Annotated in this window: 18 protein-coding genes; 6 read left to right on the forward strand and 12 right to left on the reverse strand. The window is 61.4% G+C overall.

Annotated features, from left to right (window positions below; translation table 11 throughout):
• Positions 1-126: 126 nt before the first annotated feature.
• Positions 127-882, reverse strand: a complete 756-nt coding sequence (locus CAF63_RS08590; RefSeq protein WP_085684416.1) for a hypothetical protein — start codon at positions 880-882, stop codon at positions 127-129.
• 348 nt (positions 883-1,230) lie between these two features.
• Here CAF63_RS08590 and CAF63_RS08595 point away from each other — a divergent pair, with 348 nt between their 5' ends.
• Positions 1,231-1,548, forward strand: a complete 318-nt coding sequence (locus CAF63_RS08595) for a hypothetical protein (RefSeq protein WP_085610837.1) — start codon at positions 1,231-1,233, stop codon at positions 1,546-1,548.
• A 253-nt stretch (positions 1,549-1,801) separates the two neighbouring features.
• A complete protein-coding gene (locus CAF63_RS08600; RefSeq protein WP_011335689.1) occupies positions 1,802-2,431 on the forward strand; it encodes a flavin reductase family protein in 630 nt (209 codons plus the stop codon).
• Between the two features lie 4 nt (positions 2,432-2,435).
• On the opposite strand, the gene CAF63_RS08605 is transcribed toward CAF63_RS08600, so the two are convergent.
• Positions 2,436-2,678 (reverse strand): hypothetical protein, encoded by a 243-nt coding sequence (locus CAF63_RS08605; protein ID WP_007960172.1) that lies wholly within the window; start codon positions 2,676-2,678, stop codon positions 2,436-2,438.
• A gap of 43 nt (positions 2,679-2,721) precedes the next feature.
• The gene (locus CAF63_RS08610; protein WP_085684418.1) at positions 2,722-3,075 is read right to left on the reverse strand and encodes a putative quinol monooxygenase; all 354 of its coding nucleotides are present in this window, start codon (positions 3,073-3,075) and stop codon (positions 2,722-2,724) included.
• A 336-nt stretch (positions 3,076-3,411) separates the two neighbouring features.
• On the opposite strand from CAF63_RS08610, the gene CAF63_RS08615 reads away from it, so the two are divergent.
• The gene (locus tag CAF63_RS08615; protein WP_085684420.1) at positions 3,412-4,353 is read left to right on the forward strand and encodes an AraC family transcriptional regulator; all 942 of its coding nucleotides are present in this window, start codon (positions 3,412-3,414) and stop codon (positions 4,351-4,353) included.
• A 165-nt stretch (positions 4,354-4,518) separates the two neighbouring features.
• Here the strand turns inward: CAF63_RS08615 and CAF63_RS08620 are convergent, their stop codons facing one another.
• The 6 genes from CAF63_RS08620 to CAF63_RS08645 form a co-directional block, all read right to left on the reverse strand.
• A complete protein-coding gene (locus CAF63_RS08620; RefSeq protein ID WP_085684422.1) occupies positions 4,519-5,574 on the reverse strand; it encodes an ABC transporter ATP-binding protein in 1,056 nt (351 codons plus the stop codon).
• Between the two features lie 16 nt (positions 5,575-5,590).
• Positions 5,591-6,439 carry an ABC transporter permease gene (locus CAF63_RS08625; RefSeq protein ID WP_007960165.1) on the reverse strand — a complete coding sequence of 283 codons (849 nt, stop codon included), beginning with the start codon at positions 6,437-6,439 and terminating at the stop codon, positions 5,591-5,593.
• Positions 6,436-7,344, reverse strand: a complete 909-nt coding sequence (locus CAF63_RS08630; RefSeq protein WP_085684424.1) for an ABC transporter permease — start codon at positions 7,342-7,344, stop codon at positions 6,436-6,438. The genes CAF63_RS08625 and CAF63_RS08630 overlap by 4 nt, the downstream gene beginning before the upstream one ends.
• A 192-nt stretch (positions 7,345-7,536) precedes the next feature.
• Positions 7,537-8,640, reverse strand: a complete 1,104-nt coding sequence (locus CAF63_RS08635) for an extracellular solute-binding protein (RefSeq protein ID WP_085684427.1) — start codon at positions 8,638-8,640, stop codon at positions 7,537-7,539.
• A 217-nt stretch (positions 8,641-8,857) separates the two neighbouring features.
• Positions 8,858-10,306 (reverse strand): aldehyde dehydrogenase family protein, encoded by a 1,449-nt coding sequence (locus CAF63_RS08640; RefSeq protein ID WP_178081282.1) that lies wholly within the window; start codon positions 10,304-10,306, stop codon positions 8,858-8,860.
• Positions 10,306-11,943 carry a 5-guanidino-2-oxopentanoate decarboxylase gene (locus CAF63_RS08645; protein WP_085684431.1) on the reverse strand — a complete coding sequence of 546 codons (1,638 nt, stop codon included), beginning with the start codon at positions 11,941-11,943 and terminating at the stop codon, positions 10,306-10,308. The genes CAF63_RS08640 and CAF63_RS08645 overlap by 1 nt, the downstream gene beginning before the upstream one ends.
• Positions 11,944-12,183: 240 nt before the next feature.
• On the opposite strand from CAF63_RS08645, the gene CAF63_RS08650 reads away from it, so the two are divergent.
• The gene (locus tag CAF63_RS08650) at positions 12,184-13,062 is read left to right on the forward strand and encodes a LysR substrate-binding domain-containing protein (protein WP_085684433.1); all 879 of its coding nucleotides are present in this window, start codon (positions 12,184-12,186) and stop codon (positions 13,060-13,062) included.
• A gap of 122 nt (positions 13,063-13,184) precedes the next feature.
• Here the strand turns inward: CAF63_RS08650 and CAF63_RS08655 are convergent, their stop codons facing one another.
• Positions 13,185-13,799, reverse strand: coding sequence for an NAD(P)-dependent oxidoreductase (locus CAF63_RS08655; RefSeq protein ID WP_085684435.1), 615 nt, complete (start codon positions 13,797-13,799; stop codon positions 13,185-13,187).
• Between the two features lie 46 nt (positions 13,800-13,845).
• Positions 13,846-14,724 carry an MBL fold metallo-hydrolase gene (locus CAF63_RS08660; RefSeq protein WP_085684437.1) on the reverse strand — a complete coding sequence of 293 codons (879 nt, stop codon included), beginning with the start codon at positions 14,722-14,724 and terminating at the stop codon, positions 13,846-13,848.
• 115 nt (positions 14,725-14,839) lie between these two features.
• Between CAF63_RS08660 and CAF63_RS08665 the strand changes: the two genes are divergently transcribed.
• Positions 14,840-15,745, forward strand: a complete 906-nt coding sequence (locus CAF63_RS08665) for a LysR family transcriptional regulator (protein WP_218191761.1) — start codon at positions 14,840-14,842, stop codon at positions 15,743-15,745.
• Between the two features lie 86 nt (positions 15,746-15,831).
• Positions 15,832-16,008 carry a hypothetical protein gene (locus tag CAF63_RS28810; RefSeq protein WP_007953274.1) on the forward strand — a complete coding sequence of 59 codons (177 nt, stop codon included), beginning with the start codon at positions 15,832-15,834 and terminating at the stop codon, positions 16,006-16,008.
• 100 nt (positions 16,009-16,108) lie between these two features.
• On the opposite strand, the gene CAF63_RS08675 is transcribed toward CAF63_RS28810, so the two are convergent.
• Positions 16,109-17,005: a helix-turn-helix domain-containing protein gene (locus tag CAF63_RS08675; RefSeq protein ID WP_085684444.1), complete on the reverse strand. Its 897-nt coding sequence runs from the start codon at positions 17,003-17,005 to the stop codon at positions 16,109-16,111.
• Positions 17,006-17,153 lie beyond the last annotated feature (148 nt).

Genomic DNA, 17,153 nt, shown 5'->3' on the forward strand with positions numbered 1-17,153 from the left:
GGAGGAGGGGCGAAATCTCCCACGGATCTGTACTGCGCCAACAGTCAGAATCGAGCCTTGTCCCTCCTCCTCCCTTCAAGTACCAGCATACAAGCGAGCTTGCTCGCGATTGAAGTCACCTCGGTATCAGGTCAACTCGGCAACCTGCTGTTTGCCATAACGCTTCTGCGCATACGACGCCCCGACGATCATCACCAGCAGAATCCCCGCCAGCACCGCCGACGAACCGATGGTGCCGAAATCCAGCCCACCCTTCTCATGGGACTTGGTCATCAAGTCGCCCAAGGTCGCGCCAAACGGCCGGGTCAGCACGAACGCCACCCAGAAAAGCGCCACCGACGAAATCTTCGTGAAGTACTTGAGCAGCACGACCACGCCAATCGCCGAGCCGATCAACAGTGCGCCACCGGCAAAGCCCAGGCCCGAGTCGTCCGCCAGGTAATCGCCGAGTGCGGTGCCCAGGGTGTTGGAGAACAGGATCGCCATCCAATAGAACATCTCGCCGCGAAAGCTTTGCACCTTGGTGACGTTGAGCGAGTCACCGCTCAGGCGCCATGCCGCGAAAATCGCCAGCAGGATCGCGATCAGGATCATGGAGCCGGTGGCGTAACCCAGTTCCAGCGTGCGGTCCATGAAGTCGGACATGGTAGTGCCGGCGGTGCTGGTCGACAGGATCACGATCCAGTACAGCAGCGGCTTGTAGGTCTTGGCCATCAACTGCGTGATCAGCGTCAGGGCAAACACGCTGATCAGGATCAGCGAGCTGATGGCGTAACCGACGTTAAGGGTCATCGACAACAAATCCCCCGCGGTTTCCCCCAGGGTCGTCGCGCAGATTTTCATGACCCAGAAGGCCAGGGTGATTTGAGGCAGTCTATTCATCGCAGGCAACGCTCCAGTGTGTGACGGCCGGTTGTTGGCTTTATGGCCGTGGGCAGACTGGCGTTGCGCGGGTGAAAAACCGGTCGGGAATGTATGAAAAATCTGTCACACACCCCAAAAACGAAAATTAATCACCGGTTAATACCCCTGCGGCATCCTGCACCTACCTGATCGATGACCTGCGCGACGCTCGCTCCGACGACGAAAGCGATTTGAATGCGCCGCCCTTAACATCAAGTTAATCGATTGTTTTTAGCATTATTTTGCGCTTTTTAATCAATTTAGTTGGCGTAGCATGAACCCCATGCGAAACACATCGCCAACGAATTTCGAATCTGGAGAACGACCATGAAAACCAAACTGATTCTCGCCCTGACCCTGTCCGTACTGGCCGCCAACACTTTCGCCGCCGACGGTTCGGACAAAACCAAATCCGCCGACTTCATTTCCGGCGCCAGCGCTGCCATCGAAACCAGCCACACCGGCACCTACGCTGCCGACGGCTTCGACAAGACCAACGTCGGCAAAGCCGTTGCTGCCGATGGTTTCGATAAAACCGGCACCGCCAACGCCATCGCTGCAGACGGTTTCGATAAAACCGGCACTGCCAACGCCATCGCCGCCGACGGCTTTGATAAAACCGGTACCGCCGCTGCCATCAGCTGATTGCCAGAATGCAGACACCAAAGCCCGGCCATTGCCGGGCTTGTTTGTGTCTGCAGACATGGCATTCACAAACACCACAAATCCCTGTGGGAGCGAGCTTGCTCGCGAAAGCGTGGGATCATCCACCGCAGGCGTTGCCTGACACACCAACTTCGCGAGCAAGCTCGCTCCCACAGATTTTGCATTCGGCTGGAAATAAGTGGATCGTCCTTGCACTATTGGCCGCTGACAAACGCCTTCAGGACCACCCGCCATGCCCGACGACATCCATTTCTACGAACCGGCCAACGGCCACGGTCTGCCCCACGATCCGTTCAACGCCATCGTCGGCCCGCGCCCCATCGGCTGGATTTCTTCGCAGGATGCCGAAGGCCGGCTGAACCTGGCGCCCTACAGCTTTTTCAACGCGTTCAACTACATTCCGCCGATCATCGGGTTCTCCAGCGTCGGGCGCAAAGACAGCCTGAACAACATCGAGCAGACCGGCGAATTCGTCTGGAACCTCGCCACCCGCCCGCTGGCCGAGCAGATGAACCAGAGCTGCGCGATGGTCGGGCCGGAGGTCAACGAATTCGAACTCGCAGGGCTGACGCCGGTGGCGTCGAAGGTGATTGCCGTGCCACGCGTGGCCGAAAGCCCGGTGTCTTTCGAATGCAAGGTCACCCAGATCATTCAGTTGCAGCGCGCCGACGGCGAGACCGTGCCGAGTTGGCTGGTGCTCGGCGAAGTGGTCGCCGTGCATATCGCCAAGTGGCTGTTGAAGGACGGGATCTACGACACCGCCGCCGCCGAACCGATACTGCGGGGCGGCGGACCGGCGGACTATTTCCAGCTGGGGCCGGAGGCGCTGTTCAAGATGTGGCGCCCGGGGGCGACGAAGTAAGCGCTTACCAGATCAGCTCGGCGTCGTCGGTGACGCCCTTGAGCTTGTCCAGTTCGTTGATCGCGGCTTCATCGGCGGCGATGGCGCCGGGGAAAACCTGATCGTTCAGCAGTTTGTGAAAGCGCGGTGCGCCGCCGTCGACCAGGGCCTTGACGGCGATTGCCGCGTGATAACCCTTGTTACCGCCCAACTCGACGGGGACTACAGCGGAAACCGCTTCGAAGTGTTCGAACTCTTTACGTGCCATATCGCAGGTCCTGGCTCAGTCGGATAAGCCCGACATTAAACATTCAACCGGCGAGTTTGTGTATCGGCGCAGTGCATTGGCCTACGGCCTGTGCGGCCGAGACTTCCTTGAACGTGTGGAAATCCAGGCTATTGACCACCAGGTCCTGCACCAGCTCGGCAAAGATTTCCATCGACGGGCTGCTGAAATAGGCGGTCATCGATTGCTGGTTGATCCAGAACCCGGAGACCAGCCACAACTCCGGATCACACTGCGAATGCTGCAAGGAAAAGCTCAGGCAACCGGCGGCGGCACGGGACGGCTCGATCAGCGCGCTCAGGCGCATGCCGAGTTCCGCCGAGCGCCCGGCGCGCGCTCGAACGAAGGCCATATGACTGACGGGAATCTGCTTGGACATGTTCAACCCTCCCAGGGAGTCGCGTGGCAGCCGGGGACGGGCTGCGACAGGATCCAAGGTTAAGGGCCGGGCACTGCTCGCCGTTAGTCGATTCCTGCCGCCGCGTTGCACAATCCTGCGAGACTGCACTCAGGACCTGTAACAACCTGTAAAACCCGGTCACAGTCCTGTCATATCGGTTTCGAGCAATCATGACGCTCTGCATCCTGCTATGGCTGGCCGGCAAATCAACCCCATGCAGGATCAGGCAAGCATTTCGCAGGATGTGTCTACCGCTGCGGATTGCACAAACTTATGCTTTGCCCCACTCCACCGCCCTTGCCGAGGATGCCGCGCATGACGTCATTCGATCGTTTTCAAGTTTCGCCCGATGCCGACATGGAAGCCGACATGGAAAAGCAGCGCGCGGAACTGGCAGCCATCATTCGCCGCAACACGTCCGAAGATGGCAGTTATGCCACCGCCGTCGGCTCGCTGTTCATGTCGCGCCACACCCAGTCCCATGACTTCGCCCCGGTGCTCGCGCAACCGGCGCTGTGCATCATGGCCCAGGGGCGCAAAGAGGTACGGCTGGCGGACGAGTTCTTCAATTACGACCCGCTGAATTATCTGGTGGTGTCGGTTTCGATGCCGTTGAGCGGGCGGGTGGTGAATGTCTCGCCTCTGGAACCGATCCTCGCCGTGCGCCTGGACATTGATCCGGCGGAAATCACCGCGCTGATCGCCGACGCCGGCCCGATGGGCGTACCGACCCGGCCGACCGGACGCGGTCTGTATGTGGAGAAGATCGACAGCGCGATGCTCGATGCGGTGCTGCGTCTGGCCCGTCTGCTCGACACGCCGAAAGATATCGCCATGCTCGCGCCGCTGATCCGCCGGGAAATTCTCTATCGCCTGCTGCGCAGTCCGCAGGGCCATCGGCTGTACGAAATCGCCATCGCCAACAGCCAGAGCCACCGCATCAGCCAGGCGATCAAATGGCTCAACGGCAACTTCGAACAGCCGCTGCGCATCGATGATCTGGCGAAGGAAGTGAACCTCAGCGTCTCGACCCTGCATCACCGTTTCAAGGCGATGACGGCGATGAGTCCGTTGCAGTATCAAAAGCAGCTGCGCCTGCAAGAGGCGCGGCGTTTGATGCTGACTGAGGGGCTCGAGGCTTCGGCGGCCGGATACCGCGTGGGTTATGAAAGCCCTTCGCAGTTCAGTCGTGAGTACAGCCGGTTGTTCGGCGCGCCGCCGTTGCGGGATCTGGCGCGGTTGCGGCTGACGGTCTGATCTGGATTATTGCGTCGCGGCTACTGGCCTCTTCGCGGGCAAGCCCGCTCCCACAGTGACTGGTGTCTACTACAAAGCTTGTGTACGACGAATAACCTGTGGGAGCGGGCTTGGTCCGGGCGGCGATCCGACGAAGAGGTCGGCAGAGCCAGCATCAAATCTGGATCAGGCGCCCAACACCCGACACGCCTCACTCGGCAACGTCACCGACACCGGATGCCCGATTCCCAGACCGAAGCCCTGACACGGCGTGCTCAGCGCCGTGAAGGTTACCCCGGAGCATTCCACCGTGGTCTCGATGGTCGCGCCGATGTCGCGCACAAACGTCACCTTGCCCAGCAGACGATTACCTGCTGTGGCCTGCGGCGCCGACAGTTGCAGGTCTTCGGGACGAATCAGCATCTTCACTTTCTGCCCGACCACGATGCTGCTGCAGATCGGCACTTGCAGCGCATCGCCGCCCGGCAGCACGACCTTGCCATCGCCCAGCGCGGTGGCCGGGAATATGTTGCCGGAGCCGATAAAGTCCGCCACAAGCTCGTTGGCCGGATGCCGATAGATTTCAATCGGCGTACCCACCTGCTGCACCCGATGCTCACCGAGGACTACCACGATGTCAGCCATGGTCATGGCCTCGCGCTGATCGTGGGTGACCATGATCGTGGTGATGTTCAGGCGTTGTTGCAGCTGGCGGATTTCCACCTGCATCGACTCGCGCAACTTGGCGTCGAGCGCCGACAGCGGTTCGTCCAGCAGCAGGATTTTCGGGTGCGAGGCAATCGCCCGGGCAATCGCCACTCGCTGACGCTGGCCGCCGGAGAGCTTGGCCACCGGGCGATCGATCATCGGTTGCAGCTGGATCAACTCCAGCAACTCCACCACTCGCGCCTGTTGATCGGCCTTGCTGACGCCGCGCAGTTTCAGCGGATAGGCGATGTTTTCGCCCACGGTCATGTGCGGGAACAGCGCCAGCGACTGGAACACCATGCCGAAGTTGCGCAGGTGCGCCGGGGTGTGGCCGATGTCCTCGCCGTCCAGGCGAATCTCGCCGCCGGTGAGGGTTTCCAGCCCGGCGATCATTCGCAGCAACGTGGTCTTGCCGCAACCCGACGGGCCGAGGAAACACACCAGTTTGCCCTCGGGCAAATGCAGATTGACGTCTTTTACCGCGCAGGCCGAGCCGTAGTGTTTCTCGACGTTTTCCAGAATCAGACCAGACATAAATCACCTCAAGAAATCAAAAGGACACGCCGCCTTCACCGACCAGCTTCTCCAACGCCCAGATCAGGACGAAGTCGATCAACACGATCAGCACGGCAAACGAGAACACAGTAGGGTCGAGCGATGACACGGTGCGGCTGTACATCCAGATCGGCACGGTCATGACGTCGATGGTGTAGAGGAAATAGGTCACGGTGAATTCGTTGAACGAGACGATAAACGCCAGCAGCATCCCCGCCAGAATCCCCGATTTCATCAACGGCACCACCACATCGACAATGGCGCGCAGCGGCGAGGCGCCGAGCATCTGCGCCGCTTCTTCGACTTCGCTGCCGATGGAAAGCATGGCCGCCGTGCAGTTCTTCACCACGAACGGCAGCGCCAGAATCACGTGGGCGATCACCAGCCGCGAAGTGGTCATGTGGAACGGCAGGCTGTCGAACACCAACAGCAAGGCCAGCCCCAGCACCACCATCGGGAACACCAGCGGCAACGACATCAGTTGCAGCGCCACACCCTTGCCACGGAACTCGCAACGGGTCAGCGCGTAAGCCGCCGGCACCGCGATCAGCGTGGCGAAAATCATCGTCAGGCACGACACCAGCAAACTGGTGCCCATGGCCTGGCCGAGGCTCAGCACATCACTGGCATCGGGCGAGACGAAGGTGTGCCACGCCGCCTTGTACCACTGCAGGCTGTAGCTGCTCGGCGGAAAGTCGAGGTTCGACGCGCCGCTGAACGACATCACGATCATGGTCAGGATCGGCAACACCGCCAGGAACAAAATGATCCCGGACAGGATGCCGGCGAACTTGCCGGTGTCGCCCGGCAACAGCGACTGACGCTTCTTGATCAGGGCACTCATTGCGAAGCCTCCAGCAAACGGCGACGGCGGCCGGTGATGTATTCGGACAAGGTCATGATGGCGAGCGTGGTGACGATCAGCACCACCCCGGCGGCGGACGCGGCAGGCCAGTTCATCAGCGGGGCGATCTGGTCATGCACCATCACCGCGAGCATCGGCACGCGCCGACCGCCGAGCAGCAACGGCACCACGAAGCTGCTGGCGTTGTAAGCGAACACCAGGGTCGCGCCAGTGATGATCCCCGGCAGACTCATCGGCAACACAACCTGGCGAAACACTTGAAAACGACTGGCGCCGAGGGTCGCGGCAGCTTCTTCGTAGCTGCGGGAGACACCGCGCATGGCGCTGGCAATCGGCAGCACGGCGAGCGGAAACGCGGTTTGCACCAGGCCCATCAACACGCCGTTCTGGTTGTACAGCAACATGATCGGGCGCTTGATCAGACCGAGGCCCATCAGGGTCTGGTTGAGCATGCCGCCGGGGCCGAGGATCACCAGCCAGCCGTAGCTTTGCAGCAGCAGGTTGACCAGCAGCGGCAACAGTACCGCCGCCAGAAAAATCCGCCGCACGAACGGCGAGGTCAGTCGCGACATGGTGTAGGCCACCGGGATCGCCAGCACCACGGCGATCACCGCGCTGATCAGCGCCAGACGCAAGGTCAGCAGCAACGATTTGAGGTAGTAGGGTTCGAGCAACTGCGCGTAACTGGCCAGGCTGAAACCGGACCACTCCGCGCCCTTGGTGCCGACGCTCATGCGCAGCACCAGCAGGCTGGCGGCAATCAGCACGCCGAGAAGCAGCATCGACGGCGTGAGAAAAAACCACGCCCGCGCCGTCGGCGAAATACCGCGCGCCGGGCGCACGTCACCCGTGCCGACCGGTTGGGTCAGGGATTGATGTTCCATAGCAATGATCTCGTCAATGGAAAAACAACTGACAGACACTGCCTTCAAATTCACGGAGAAACCTGTGGGAGCGAGCTTGCTCGCGATAGCAATCTGTCAGTCGACACTGTCGGTGAATGTCAGTCCGCAATCGCGAGCAAGCTCGCTCCCACAGGTACTTCGGTGTTTGAAGAACCTGCGTCCATCACTCGATCAGGAAGAAAAGATTTCCGTGTAGCGACGAATCCACTGGTCATGCACGGTCGCCAGGAAAGCGTTGTCGTGCATGATCGCCTTCTCCGCGATCTGCTCCGGCGTGAGGATGAACGGGCTCTTGCGCGCTTCGGCGGAGATGATCGCCTTGGCGTTGACCGGGCCGTTGAAGATGTCTTCGGCCATCTTGCCCTGCACCAGCGGGTCGAGGGAGTGGTCGATGAAGGCATAGGCCAGATCGGTGTCGCCCGGACGGTTCTTCGGCATCACCGAGAGCATCAGGTCGGTATAGAAACCTTCCTTCATGCCGAACGTGGCGCCGAGGCCGTAGTTCGGATCGCGGATCTGCTTGGGGAAAAACGCCGGGGCGTAGAGGCCGCCCATGTCCAGAGAACCGGTGCGGAACAGTTCGGCAATCTGGTTGGGGTTTTCGCCCAGGGTCACCACACGCTCCTTGAGCTCGGCGAGTTTCTTGAAGCCCGGTTCGATGTTGTGCTCGTCACCGCCGGCCAGTTTGGCGGCGATGATGATCAGGTCCATCGCCTCGGTCCAGTTCGGCGGCGGCAGGAAAATGTTCGGCGCCAGATCGGCGTCCCACAGCGCGGCGTAACTGTCCGGCGCGGTGGTCTGGGTGCGAGTGCTGTAGACCAGGCTGTTGCACCACAGCAGGTAACCGATGCCGTGACCGTTGGCCCCGGTGCGGTATTTTTCCGGGACATCGACCAGGTTGGGAATGCGGTTGAGATCGGGTTTTTCCAGCAGTCCGGCAGCGGCCAGACCTTCGGCGCCAACGCCAGCCAGGGTGATGATGTCGTACTGCGGACGGTCACCGCCGGCCTTGAGTTTGGCGACCATTTCCGAAGTGCTGCCGGTACGGTCGGCAATCACTTTGGCGCCGGTCTTGGCTTCGAACGTTGCAGCGATGTTGCGCAGTGCGGCGAGGCCCGTGTCATCGGACCAGGTCAGCAGACGCAGGGTCTTGCCGGCAAAGCGGGTGTCGCTGGCACTGGCCCGGATGAAGGGCATGCTCATGGCCGCCGCAGCCACCGAGGCCACGCCGACGGTTTTGATGAATTGACGCCTGTTCAGATCGTGCTCGCCCATTTAGGACTCCCATTATTCTTGTAAGTATGAGATTGATCGCAACCCTTGCATCTGCCTGACCGATATCGCCCAAGCGCCCGGTTTCAAAGGGCTTGAGCGTGGTCTGCGGGTTCATCCTGAGGTCGTGCAAAACACCTGACTATCGATAAAAACTCATTGGAGCCATGAAGCCGGCGCATGCCTCCTTGCGAGGCATGCGCTGACCTTTTTCGGGCATTCAGAGCGCGCGAATCACGTGCTTGATTTCCTGAAATGCCGCCAGACCCCACGGCCCCAATTCACGGCCGATGCTGCTCTGTTTGTAGCCGCCCCACGCCGTCTGCGGGAAGATCACTTGCGGCGCGTTGAGCCACACCAGCCCCGCCTGCAAGGCGTTGGCAACCCGATCCGCGGTCTCGGCATTGCGCGTGACCACGCTGGCCACCAGACCGAACTGACTGTCGTTGGCCAGGGCAATCGCCTCGGCTTCCGAAGCGAAACTGCGTACGCAGATCACCGGCCCGAAGATCTCTTCACACCACAGCGCACTGTCGAGGGGCACTTCGGTGAAGATCGTCGGCTGCAAGAAATAGCCGCGCTGCAGATCGGCGGGACGATTGCCGCCACAGATCAGCTTGGCACCGGCGCTCAGACCACGGTCGATGTGACCGAGCACGCGCTGGTACTGCGCCTGATTGACCAGCGCGCCCATCTCGACTTCCGGGTCGAACGGATCGGCCACACGGATTTTCTCCGCACGGGCCTTCAAGCGGATCAGAAATTCATCGGCCAGTTCATCGGCAACCAGCACCCGGCTGGTGGCCGAGCACATCTGCCCGGCGTTGAAGAAACCGCCACCGCAGGCCAGTTCCACCGCCAGATCCAGGTCGGCATCTTCCAGAATCAGCAGCGAGGATTTTCCGCCCAGTTCCAGGCTCACACCCTTAACGGATTCGGCGGCGCGCTGCATCACTTGCACACCGACGGCGTTGCTGCCGGTAAAGGAAATCTTGGCGATACGCGGATCCGCCGACAGCGGCGCACCGACTGCCAGGCCGGTGCCGCACACCAGGTTGAACACGCCTTTGGGTAGACCGGATTCGGCGATGATCGCTGCCAACTCCAGCTCCGGCAACGGCGTGACTTCAGACGGTTTGAGCACCACGCAGCAACCGGCGGCCAGGGCCGGGGCAAGTTTCCACGCGGTGGTGACCATCGGGAAATTCCACGGCACGATCAGCCCGACCACACCGCACGGCTCGCGGCGCAGGCGCGCGCTGAAGTTGTCGCCCGGCAGCGGCACGTTGCTGTCCTGTTTCCCATCGAGGCCTTCGGCGAGTTCGGCGTAGTACTCGAAGGTGGCGATCACATCGTCGACATCAATGCCCGCTTCGAACTGCGGTTTGCCGTTGTTACTCGACTGCAAGTTCATCAGATGTTCGCGTCCGTTGCGCACGCCATTGGCGATGTTGCGCAGGATCGCAGCGCGCTCGGCGCCGGTAGTTTTCGACCAGCCCTTGAAGGCTTCGGTCGCCGCCGCTACAGCCTGGTCGACGGCGCTTTCATCACCGCCATTGACCGTGGTCAGCAGTGCTTCGGTGGCCGGGTTGATCACGCGCAAGTGTTCGCGGCCGGCGGACCATTGGCCGTTGATGTACAGGCCGTCGAGTGTGGTCGGGAAATTCATCATTGGGCCACCGCCTTCATCCATTGGGTCTGGTCGATCTCGATCAGGGTCGGGCCCTGACGATCCGTTGCGGCGCGCAGTGCACCGCGCAGGTGTGCGGCCGAGCTGATCGCTTCCGCCGCGCAACCCAGGGCCTTGGCCACACCGATGAAGTCCGGGGTGTAGATGTCCACGCCCACCGGCTCGATGGCGCGGTTGACCATGTATTTCTTGATCTCTTCGTAACCCTGGTTATTCCACAACAGGATGATCACCGGGGTGCGCGCTTCGACGGCGCTGGCCAGTTCCGGCAGGGTGAATTGCAGACCGCCGTCGCCGATCAGGCACACCACCGGCGGACGTGCGCCGTGTTCTAGGTTGCCGCCGAGCCACGCGCCAATCGCCGCCGGCAAGGCGTAACCGAGGGTGCCGTAACCGGTGGACGAGTTGAACCAGCGGCGCGGACGCTCCGGGTTGAAAGTCAGGTTGCCGGTGTACACCGGTTGCGTGGAGTCACCGACGAACACCGCGTTCGGCAACTCGTGCAGCACGGTTTCGAGGAAACGGGTCTGGGCCAAGGTCGGCGCGTCCCAGGTTGCCGCCAGGTCTTCACGCAGACGGGCGGCGCGTACCTGACCCCAGTCGTTGCGGCGCTCGGCCAGCGGTTTGTGCGACAGCGCGCTGAGCAATGCTTGCGCCGCATTGCGCGAGTCGGCGACCAGCGCCACGTGGGGCGGGTAGTTGCGCACGGTCTGGTCGGGATCGATATCCACGCGCAGCAACTTGCCGGGAATTTCGAAACCGCCGGCGAAGGTGACGTCGTAGTCGGTTTCCGCCAGTTCGGTGCCGATCGCCAGGATTACGTCGGCATCGGCCACCAGGGCGCGGGTCGCCACCAGGCTCTGGGTCGAACCGATCAACAGCGGATGGCTCGACGGCAGCATGCCTTTGGCGTTGATGGTCAGGGCCACCGGCGCGTCGAGCAGTTCGGCCAGTTCGGTGAGTTCGGCAGCCGCATCGATGGCACCGCCTCCGGCGAGGATCAGCGGACGCTGAGCGCCGGCCAGCAGTTCGGTCATGCGGCTCACGGCGACCGGCGCGGCACCGGCGCGGTCGATGTTGACCGGCACGCTGGTCAGCAGTTCGTCGGCTTCTTCGACCAGTACATCCAGCGGAATTTCGATGTGCACCGGACGCGGACGCCCGGCCTGGAACAGCGCAAACGCACGGGCCAATACGCCCGGCAATTCGGACGCCGACATCAGGGTGTGGGAGAACGCCGCCACACCGCCGACCAGTGCGCTCTGGTTCGGCAGTTCATGCAGCTTGCCGCGACCGCCGCCCAGTTGGCTGCGCGACTGCACGCTGGAGATCACCAGCATCGGGATCGAATCGGCGTAAGCCTGGCCCATGGCGGTGGTTATGTTGGTCATGCCCGGGCCGGTAATGATGAAGCACACACCCGGTTTGCCGCTGGTGCGGGCGTAGCCGTCGGCCATGAAGCCGGCGCCCTGTTCATGGCGCGGGGTGACGTGGTTGATGCTCGAACGGGCCAGCCCGCGATACAACTCCACGGTATGTACCCCGGGAATGCCGAACACCTGCTCGACCCCATAATCTTCGAGTAACTTGACCAGTACTTCGCCACACGTCGCCATGTCTTTGCCCTTCTTGTTCAATTGAGAAATCGGGGCCTTGTGGGAGCGAGCTTGCTCGCGAAAGCGGTAGATCAGTTACATCCATGCCGGATGTACCGACGCATTCGTCGGAACGCCGCCCGGGGCAAGCCCGCTCCCACAGGGATCCGGGAATGGCCTCATTGAAACGGGCGACCCGTAGCCGCAACAATCGATAAAAGCTCATACTAGCCATGTCCTCACGTCATACCTTGGATCCACATGAAACGACTGCCTCCCCTGCCCGCCCTGCACACGTTTCTGATTACCGCGCAGTGCTGCAACTTCACCCGGGCCGCCGAGCAGTTGCACATCACCCAGGGTGCGGTGAGCCGACAGATCGCCGGGCTGGAGGAACATCTGGGTTATGAGCTGTTCATTCGCCTGGCCCGGGGCCTGGAGCTGACGGCCGAAGGTCGCGAATGGCTGCCACGGGTGCAGCAGGTATTCAGCCTGATCGGCGACTCGGTGGAGCAGATCGGCGCCAAGCGCGAGACCCTGCAACTCAAGGCCCCGAGCTGCGTGATGCGCTGGTTGTTGCCGCGCCTGCTGCAATGGCAGCGCGAGCGCCCGGACGTGCCGGTGAAACTCACGGCATCGTTGCAACACGGTGTGGACTTTCATCGCGAGCAGTTCGACGCCGCAGTGATCTACGGCACCGCGCCCCACGACTCACCCGCGACCCTGCATCTGTTCGATGAGCAACTGACGCCGGTCTGCTCGCCTACGCTGCTCAACGGCGGTCCGGCCCTGCACACACCGGCAGACCTGCAACAACATCTGCTGCTGCATCCGACTCACACCGATGACGACTGGACGCTATGGCTTGAAGCCGCCGAACTGTACTTGAGCAACATCAGCAGCGGTCAGCATTTCGAGACGCTGGATCAGGCGATGTCGATGGCGTCCCACGGGACGGGGGTGGCGATTGGCGACTGGTCGTTGATCGGCGATGACTTGAACGCCGGGCGACTGGTGATGCCGTTCGATCTGAAGGTGAAGACGGGATTAGGCTATTACATCGTGGCGCCGGCGTCGGAGCCGTCGGCGAAGTTGCAGGAATTGATGGGGTGGTTGGTGGAGCAGGCTCATACGCGGTGAACACCCCAATATCCTGTGGGAGCGAGCTTGCTCGCGAATACGGTGTGTCATTCAACGTTGATGTCGACTGACACGCCCTCTTCGCGAGCAAGCTCGCTCCCACATTGGATCGGTGTTGAGATTCAGTAACCGACCGTAAACCGCTGACGCGAATGCTTCGGCGTTTCCACTTCGTCGATCAGCGCAATTGCGTAGTCGGCAAAGCTGATCGAGCTCTGGCCTTCAACACTCACCAGCAAGTCATCCTTGCCAACACGGAATTTACCGGTGCGCTCGCCTTCGACAAACAGCGCCGACGGCGACAGGAACGTCCAGTCCAGTTCCTTTTCCTGACGCAGGGCATCAAGGAATGCCGCACCGGCACTGGCCTCAGCCTTGTACTCGGCCGGGAACCCGGCGCTGTCGATCACGCGGGTGCCGTCCGGCAGCAACAGCGATCCGGCACCGCCGACCACCAGCAGACGTTTTACGCCCGCCTGTTTCACCGGACCGATCAGCGCGCTGGCCGGCACCGTGGCGAAATGCGCGGCGCTGATCACCACATCGTGACCGGCGACGGCGTCCTGCAACGCAGCGGCATCCAGCACGTCGACATTCTTGCTGACCACACCGGCGCGGGCGCCGATCTTCGAGGTATCCCGGGCGATGGCGGTGACACTATGGCCGCGACGCAGGGCTTCTTCCAGCAATTGGCTGCCGGCACGGCCGGTGGCACCAATGATTGCGATCTTGCTCATGACATTCTCCAGTTGGCTTGAGAGTGCTGCGTTTTTCAGAATCGGGTTACCACTGCATTTCGCCCTTGGCGACTTTGGCGCTCAGCTCCAGGGAGCTTTCCTCGCCCAGTGTCGGGTAGCGTTTTTTCATCGCGGCGATCAACGCGGCAGAATCCTTGGCCTTGGCGGTTTCTGCGTCGAATGCCTTGATGTAGTCGGCAGTGAATTTCACGGCCGCCAGCGAACGGGCGCTGTCACCCAGGTAGTGACCGGGCACCACGGTTTTCGGTTTCAGGGTTTCGATCGAGTGCAGGGTTTCCAGCCAGTCGGCGTGGGATTGCGCGGTCTGGGTGTCGGCCATCCACACGTGGATGTTCTCGGCGACAACCACACCGCCGACCACGGCTTTCAGCGACGGGATCCACACGAAGCTACGATCCGGTTGTTTGCCTTCCAGGCCGACCACCTGCAACTTCTGCCCTTCGAGCATCAGGCTGTCACCCTTGAGCACGCCCGGCACGATGGTTTTGGTCGGCACGTCGGCGCCCATTTTCGGACCCCAGAATGCGAGTTTGCCGTCGACAGTTTTTTTGATGTGATCAACGGTCGGTTGCGAGGCCAGCACCTTGGCCTCCGGGAAGGCTTTGGTCAGGGTGTCGAGACCGAAGTAGTAATCCGGGTCACCGTGGCTGATGTAGATGGTGGTCAGTTGCTTGCCGCTGGCGCGGATCTTTTCCACCACTTGCTCGGCCTGGGATTTGCCGAACTGGGCGTCCACCAGAATCGCGTCCTTCTCGCCGCTGACCAGCACCGAGGTCACCGGGAAGATCGCGTTGGTGCCCGGATTGTAGACGTCGAGAGTCAGGTTCGCAGCCGCTGCGTGGGCAGCAAAGCCGAGGGTGGCGGTGGCCAGTAAAACGCGCTTGAGGGTGGTGAAGCCGATCATGGGTTGCTCCGCTGTTCGAATGCCGTGCTTGGCGATGGGGACAGAGCTTAGTTGCCAGACTCGTTACAAAAAATGCGATGCTTGGACATAGTTTGTTTCTGAAAGCGGGCAAATCATGGATCGTCTCCAAGCAATGCGGGTATTTGTCACGGTAGTGGATCTGGGCAGCCAGTCGGCGGCGGCCGATCATCTGGACCTGTCGCGGCCGGTGGTGTCGCGCTATCTGGCGGAACTGGAGGACTGGGTCGGCGCGCGCCTGATGCACCGCACCACGCGCAAGTTGAGCCTGACTGCCGCCGGCAACGAAATCCTGCCGCGCTGCCGGCAGATGCTGGAGCTGTCCGGCGACATGCAGGCCGCCGTCAGCGAACCCACCGATGCGCCTCGGGGCTTGTTGCGGATCAGCGTCAGCACCTCGTTCGGCCAGGCGCAACTGGCCGACGCCATGGCGGCGTTCGTCAAAGCGTATCCGGGGGTGAACATTGACCTGCAAATGCTTGATCGCACCGTGAACCTGGTGGACGAGCGCATCGACCTGGCGATCCGCACCAGCAACGATCTGGACCCCAACCTGATCGCCAGGCGCCTGACGGTCTGCCGCTCGGTGGTCTGCGCGGCGCCCGCCTATCTGCAGGAACATCCGCAGCCACAACGGGTGGAGGAACTGAGCCGGCACAACTGCCTGACCCATTCCTACTTCGGCAAAAGCCTGTGGCATTTCGAGGAAGATGGCGAACCCGTCTCGGTGCCGGTGCAGGGCAACATCAGCGCCAACGAGGCCAGCACCCTGTTGCGCGCAACCCTGGCCGGCGCCGGGGTGGCGATGCTGCCGACCTATCAGGCCGGGGTGCATGTGCACAGCGGCGAACTGGTTCGCCTGCTGCCCCACGCCGAGCCCCGGCAGATGAACATCTACGCCGTGTATGCCTCGCGCAAGCACATGCCGGCAGCGTTGCGCTGCATGCTGGATTTTCTGGTGCAGCGTTTTCCCGAAAACCCGCAGTGGGATATCGGGCTGTAATCCTGTTCGCAGAGCCGCTGGCAACTCCACGGCGCTGACCTATGCTGAAAACAGTACCCAAGGGTATTCGTTCAGAGGTCAACGCCATGAACACCAGAACAAGAAGATACCTCGCGATTTTCATCACCTGCGCGGCCACGCTGGCGCTGTACGGCACCGCAGCGTGGCGCGTGGAACAGTTGCGGCAACTGCCCCGTGAGTACGCGAGCTGCAACTTCGAGCGCTGCATCCCTCACAACGCCACCCTCAACGCCCTGCGCTGATACAGGACGTCAGTGGGACTGAGCTTGCTCACGAACGCGGCGTGTCAGGTGGCAAAGTTGCCGGCTGATACACCGTCTTCGCGAGCAAGCTCGCTCCCACCTATTCACTCTCTTGTTGCTCGGATTTGAGTCGGTCGCGGAACGCCTTTGGCGAGATCCCCACCCGGCGCCGGAACAGGCGCGTGAAGTTGGTCGGATCGGAAAACCCCAACACTTCGGACATCTCGTAAATGGTCATGCTCGTATAAGTCAGCAGGCGCTTGGCTTCCAGTAACTGACGCTCGTGCATGATCTGCAACGCCGGCTGCCCCGCCAGTTCACGGCAGGTGCCGTTGAGGTGCGAGACGGAAATCCCCAGCCGATGGGCCAGGTCTTCGACCTTGACGTGCTGGCGGTAGGTTTCTTCCACCAGTTGAATGAACCCGTTGAGGTATTCGCGCTGACGTTGCGGGCGTTGCGTGGCGTTGTGACGGTGGATCGCCTGACGGCTGACCCAGACCATGATCACGCTGACCAGCGAATGCATGAGCATTTCCCGCGCCGGCTGATGACCGTTGTACTCCGCCTGCAACGCGGCAAACAGACTGTTGAGGTAATCCGCGTCCTTGCCCGCCGGATAACTTTCGGCCTGGGCCAGGGCCTGCACCGCGCTGCCCAGTTGCGCCTGCAAATGGTTGATCAACGGTGTGGCGAGGGTGACGACAAATCCTTCGACGTCCTCGGAAAAACGGAATCCATGCACCGATAACGGCGGCAGGATCTGGATCGCGGCTTCGTTCAGTTGCGTGCGTTGGCCTTCGATTTCAAGCTCTGCCTGACCTTTGAATACGAAGAGCAACTGGCACAAATCGGCGTGGCGGTGGGGTTTGATTTCCCATTGGTGTTCGCGGCTGCGTTTGGAAATGGTTTCACAGTGCAGCAAGTCAGGGGTCGGCCAGTCCAGGCTTTCACCGTAGAGCTTGAACACCGGAATCGAAGGCAGGTCAGGCTTGTTCATCACTTCAATCCAGGCCTCGAGGTTTGCGGGCGATAATCGCACCGATTGGCAGAATGTACAGGTATCGGCTCAGTTTTCACCTTCAATTGACAGACCCGCAAGGGAAAAATGCAAGCACTCGAATCCTCAAACTCATTCACCGGCCGTT

Origin of the sequence: Pseudomonas sp. B20(2017) (assembly GCF_002113125.1) — a bacterium.
In the GTDB taxonomy this organism is placed as follows: domain Bacteria; phylum Pseudomonadota; class Gammaproteobacteria; order Pseudomonadales; family Pseudomonadaceae; genus Aquipseudomonas.

Coding starts and splice junctions, on each gene's coding strand:
- CAF63_RS08625 (WP_007960165.1), bottom strand. CDS start 6,439: ATGAGTGCCCTGATCAAGAAGCGTCAGTCGCTGTTGCCGGGCGACACC.
- CAF63_RS08645 (WP_085684431.1), bottom strand. CDS start 11,943: ATGGCGACGTGTGGCGAAGTACTGGTCAAGTTACTCGAAGATTATGGG.
- CAF63_RS08630 (WP_085684424.1), bottom strand. CDS start 7,344: ATGGAACATCAATCCCTGACCCAACCGGTCGGCACGGGTGACGTGCGC.
- CAF63_RS08610 (WP_085684418.1), bottom strand. CDS start 3,075: ATGTCCAAGCAGATTCCCGTCAGTCATATGGCCTTCGTTCGAGCGCGC.
- CAF63_RS08675 (WP_085684444.1), bottom strand. CDS start 17,005: ATGAACAAGCCTGACCTGCCTTCGATTCCGGTGTTCAAGCTCTACGGT.
- CAF63_RS08650 (WP_085684433.1), top strand. CDS start 12,184: ATGAAACGACTGCCTCCCCTGCCCGCCCTGCACACGTTTCTGATTACC.
- CAF63_RS08605 (WP_007960172.1), bottom strand. CDS start 2,678: ATGGCACGTAAAGAGTTCGAACACTTCGAAGCGGTTTCCGCTGTAGTC.
- CAF63_RS08595 (WP_085610837.1), top strand. CDS start 1,231: ATGAAAACCAAACTGATTCTCGCCCTGACCCTGTCCGTACTGGCCGCC.
- CAF63_RS28810 (WP_007953274.1), top strand. CDS start 15,832: ATGAACACCAGAACAAGAAGATACCTCGCGATTTTCATCACCTGCGCG.
- CAF63_RS08640 (WP_178081282.1), bottom strand. CDS start 10,306: ATGAATTTCCCGACCACACTCGACGGCCTGTACATCAACGGCCAATGG.
- CAF63_RS08600 (WP_011335689.1), top strand. CDS start 1,802: ATGCCCGACGACATCCATTTCTACGAACCGGCCAACGGCCACGGTCTG.
- CAF63_RS08665 (WP_218191761.1), top strand. CDS start 14,840: ATGGATCGTCTCCAAGCAATGCGGGTATTTGTCACGGTAGTGGATCTG.
- CAF63_RS08590 (WP_085684416.1), bottom strand. CDS start 882: ATGAATAGACTGCCTCAAATCACCCTGGCCTTCTGGGTCATGAAAATC.
- CAF63_RS08660 (WP_085684437.1), bottom strand. CDS start 14,724: ATGATCGGCTTCACCACCCTCAAGCGCGTTTTACTGGCCACCGCCACC.
- CAF63_RS08615 (WP_085684420.1), top strand. CDS start 3,412: ATGACGTCATTCGATCGTTTTCAAGTTTCGCCCGATGCCGACATGGAA.
- CAF63_RS08620 (WP_085684422.1), bottom strand. CDS start 5,574: ATGTCTGGTCTGATTCTGGAAAACGTCGAGAAACACTACGGCTCGGCC.
- CAF63_RS08655 (WP_085684435.1), bottom strand. CDS start 13,799: ATGAGCAAGATCGCAATCATTGGTGCCACCGGCCGTGCCGGCAGCCAA.
- CAF63_RS08635 (WP_085684427.1), bottom strand. CDS start 8,640: ATGGGCGAGCACGATCTGAACAGGCGTCAATTCATCAAAACCGTCGGC.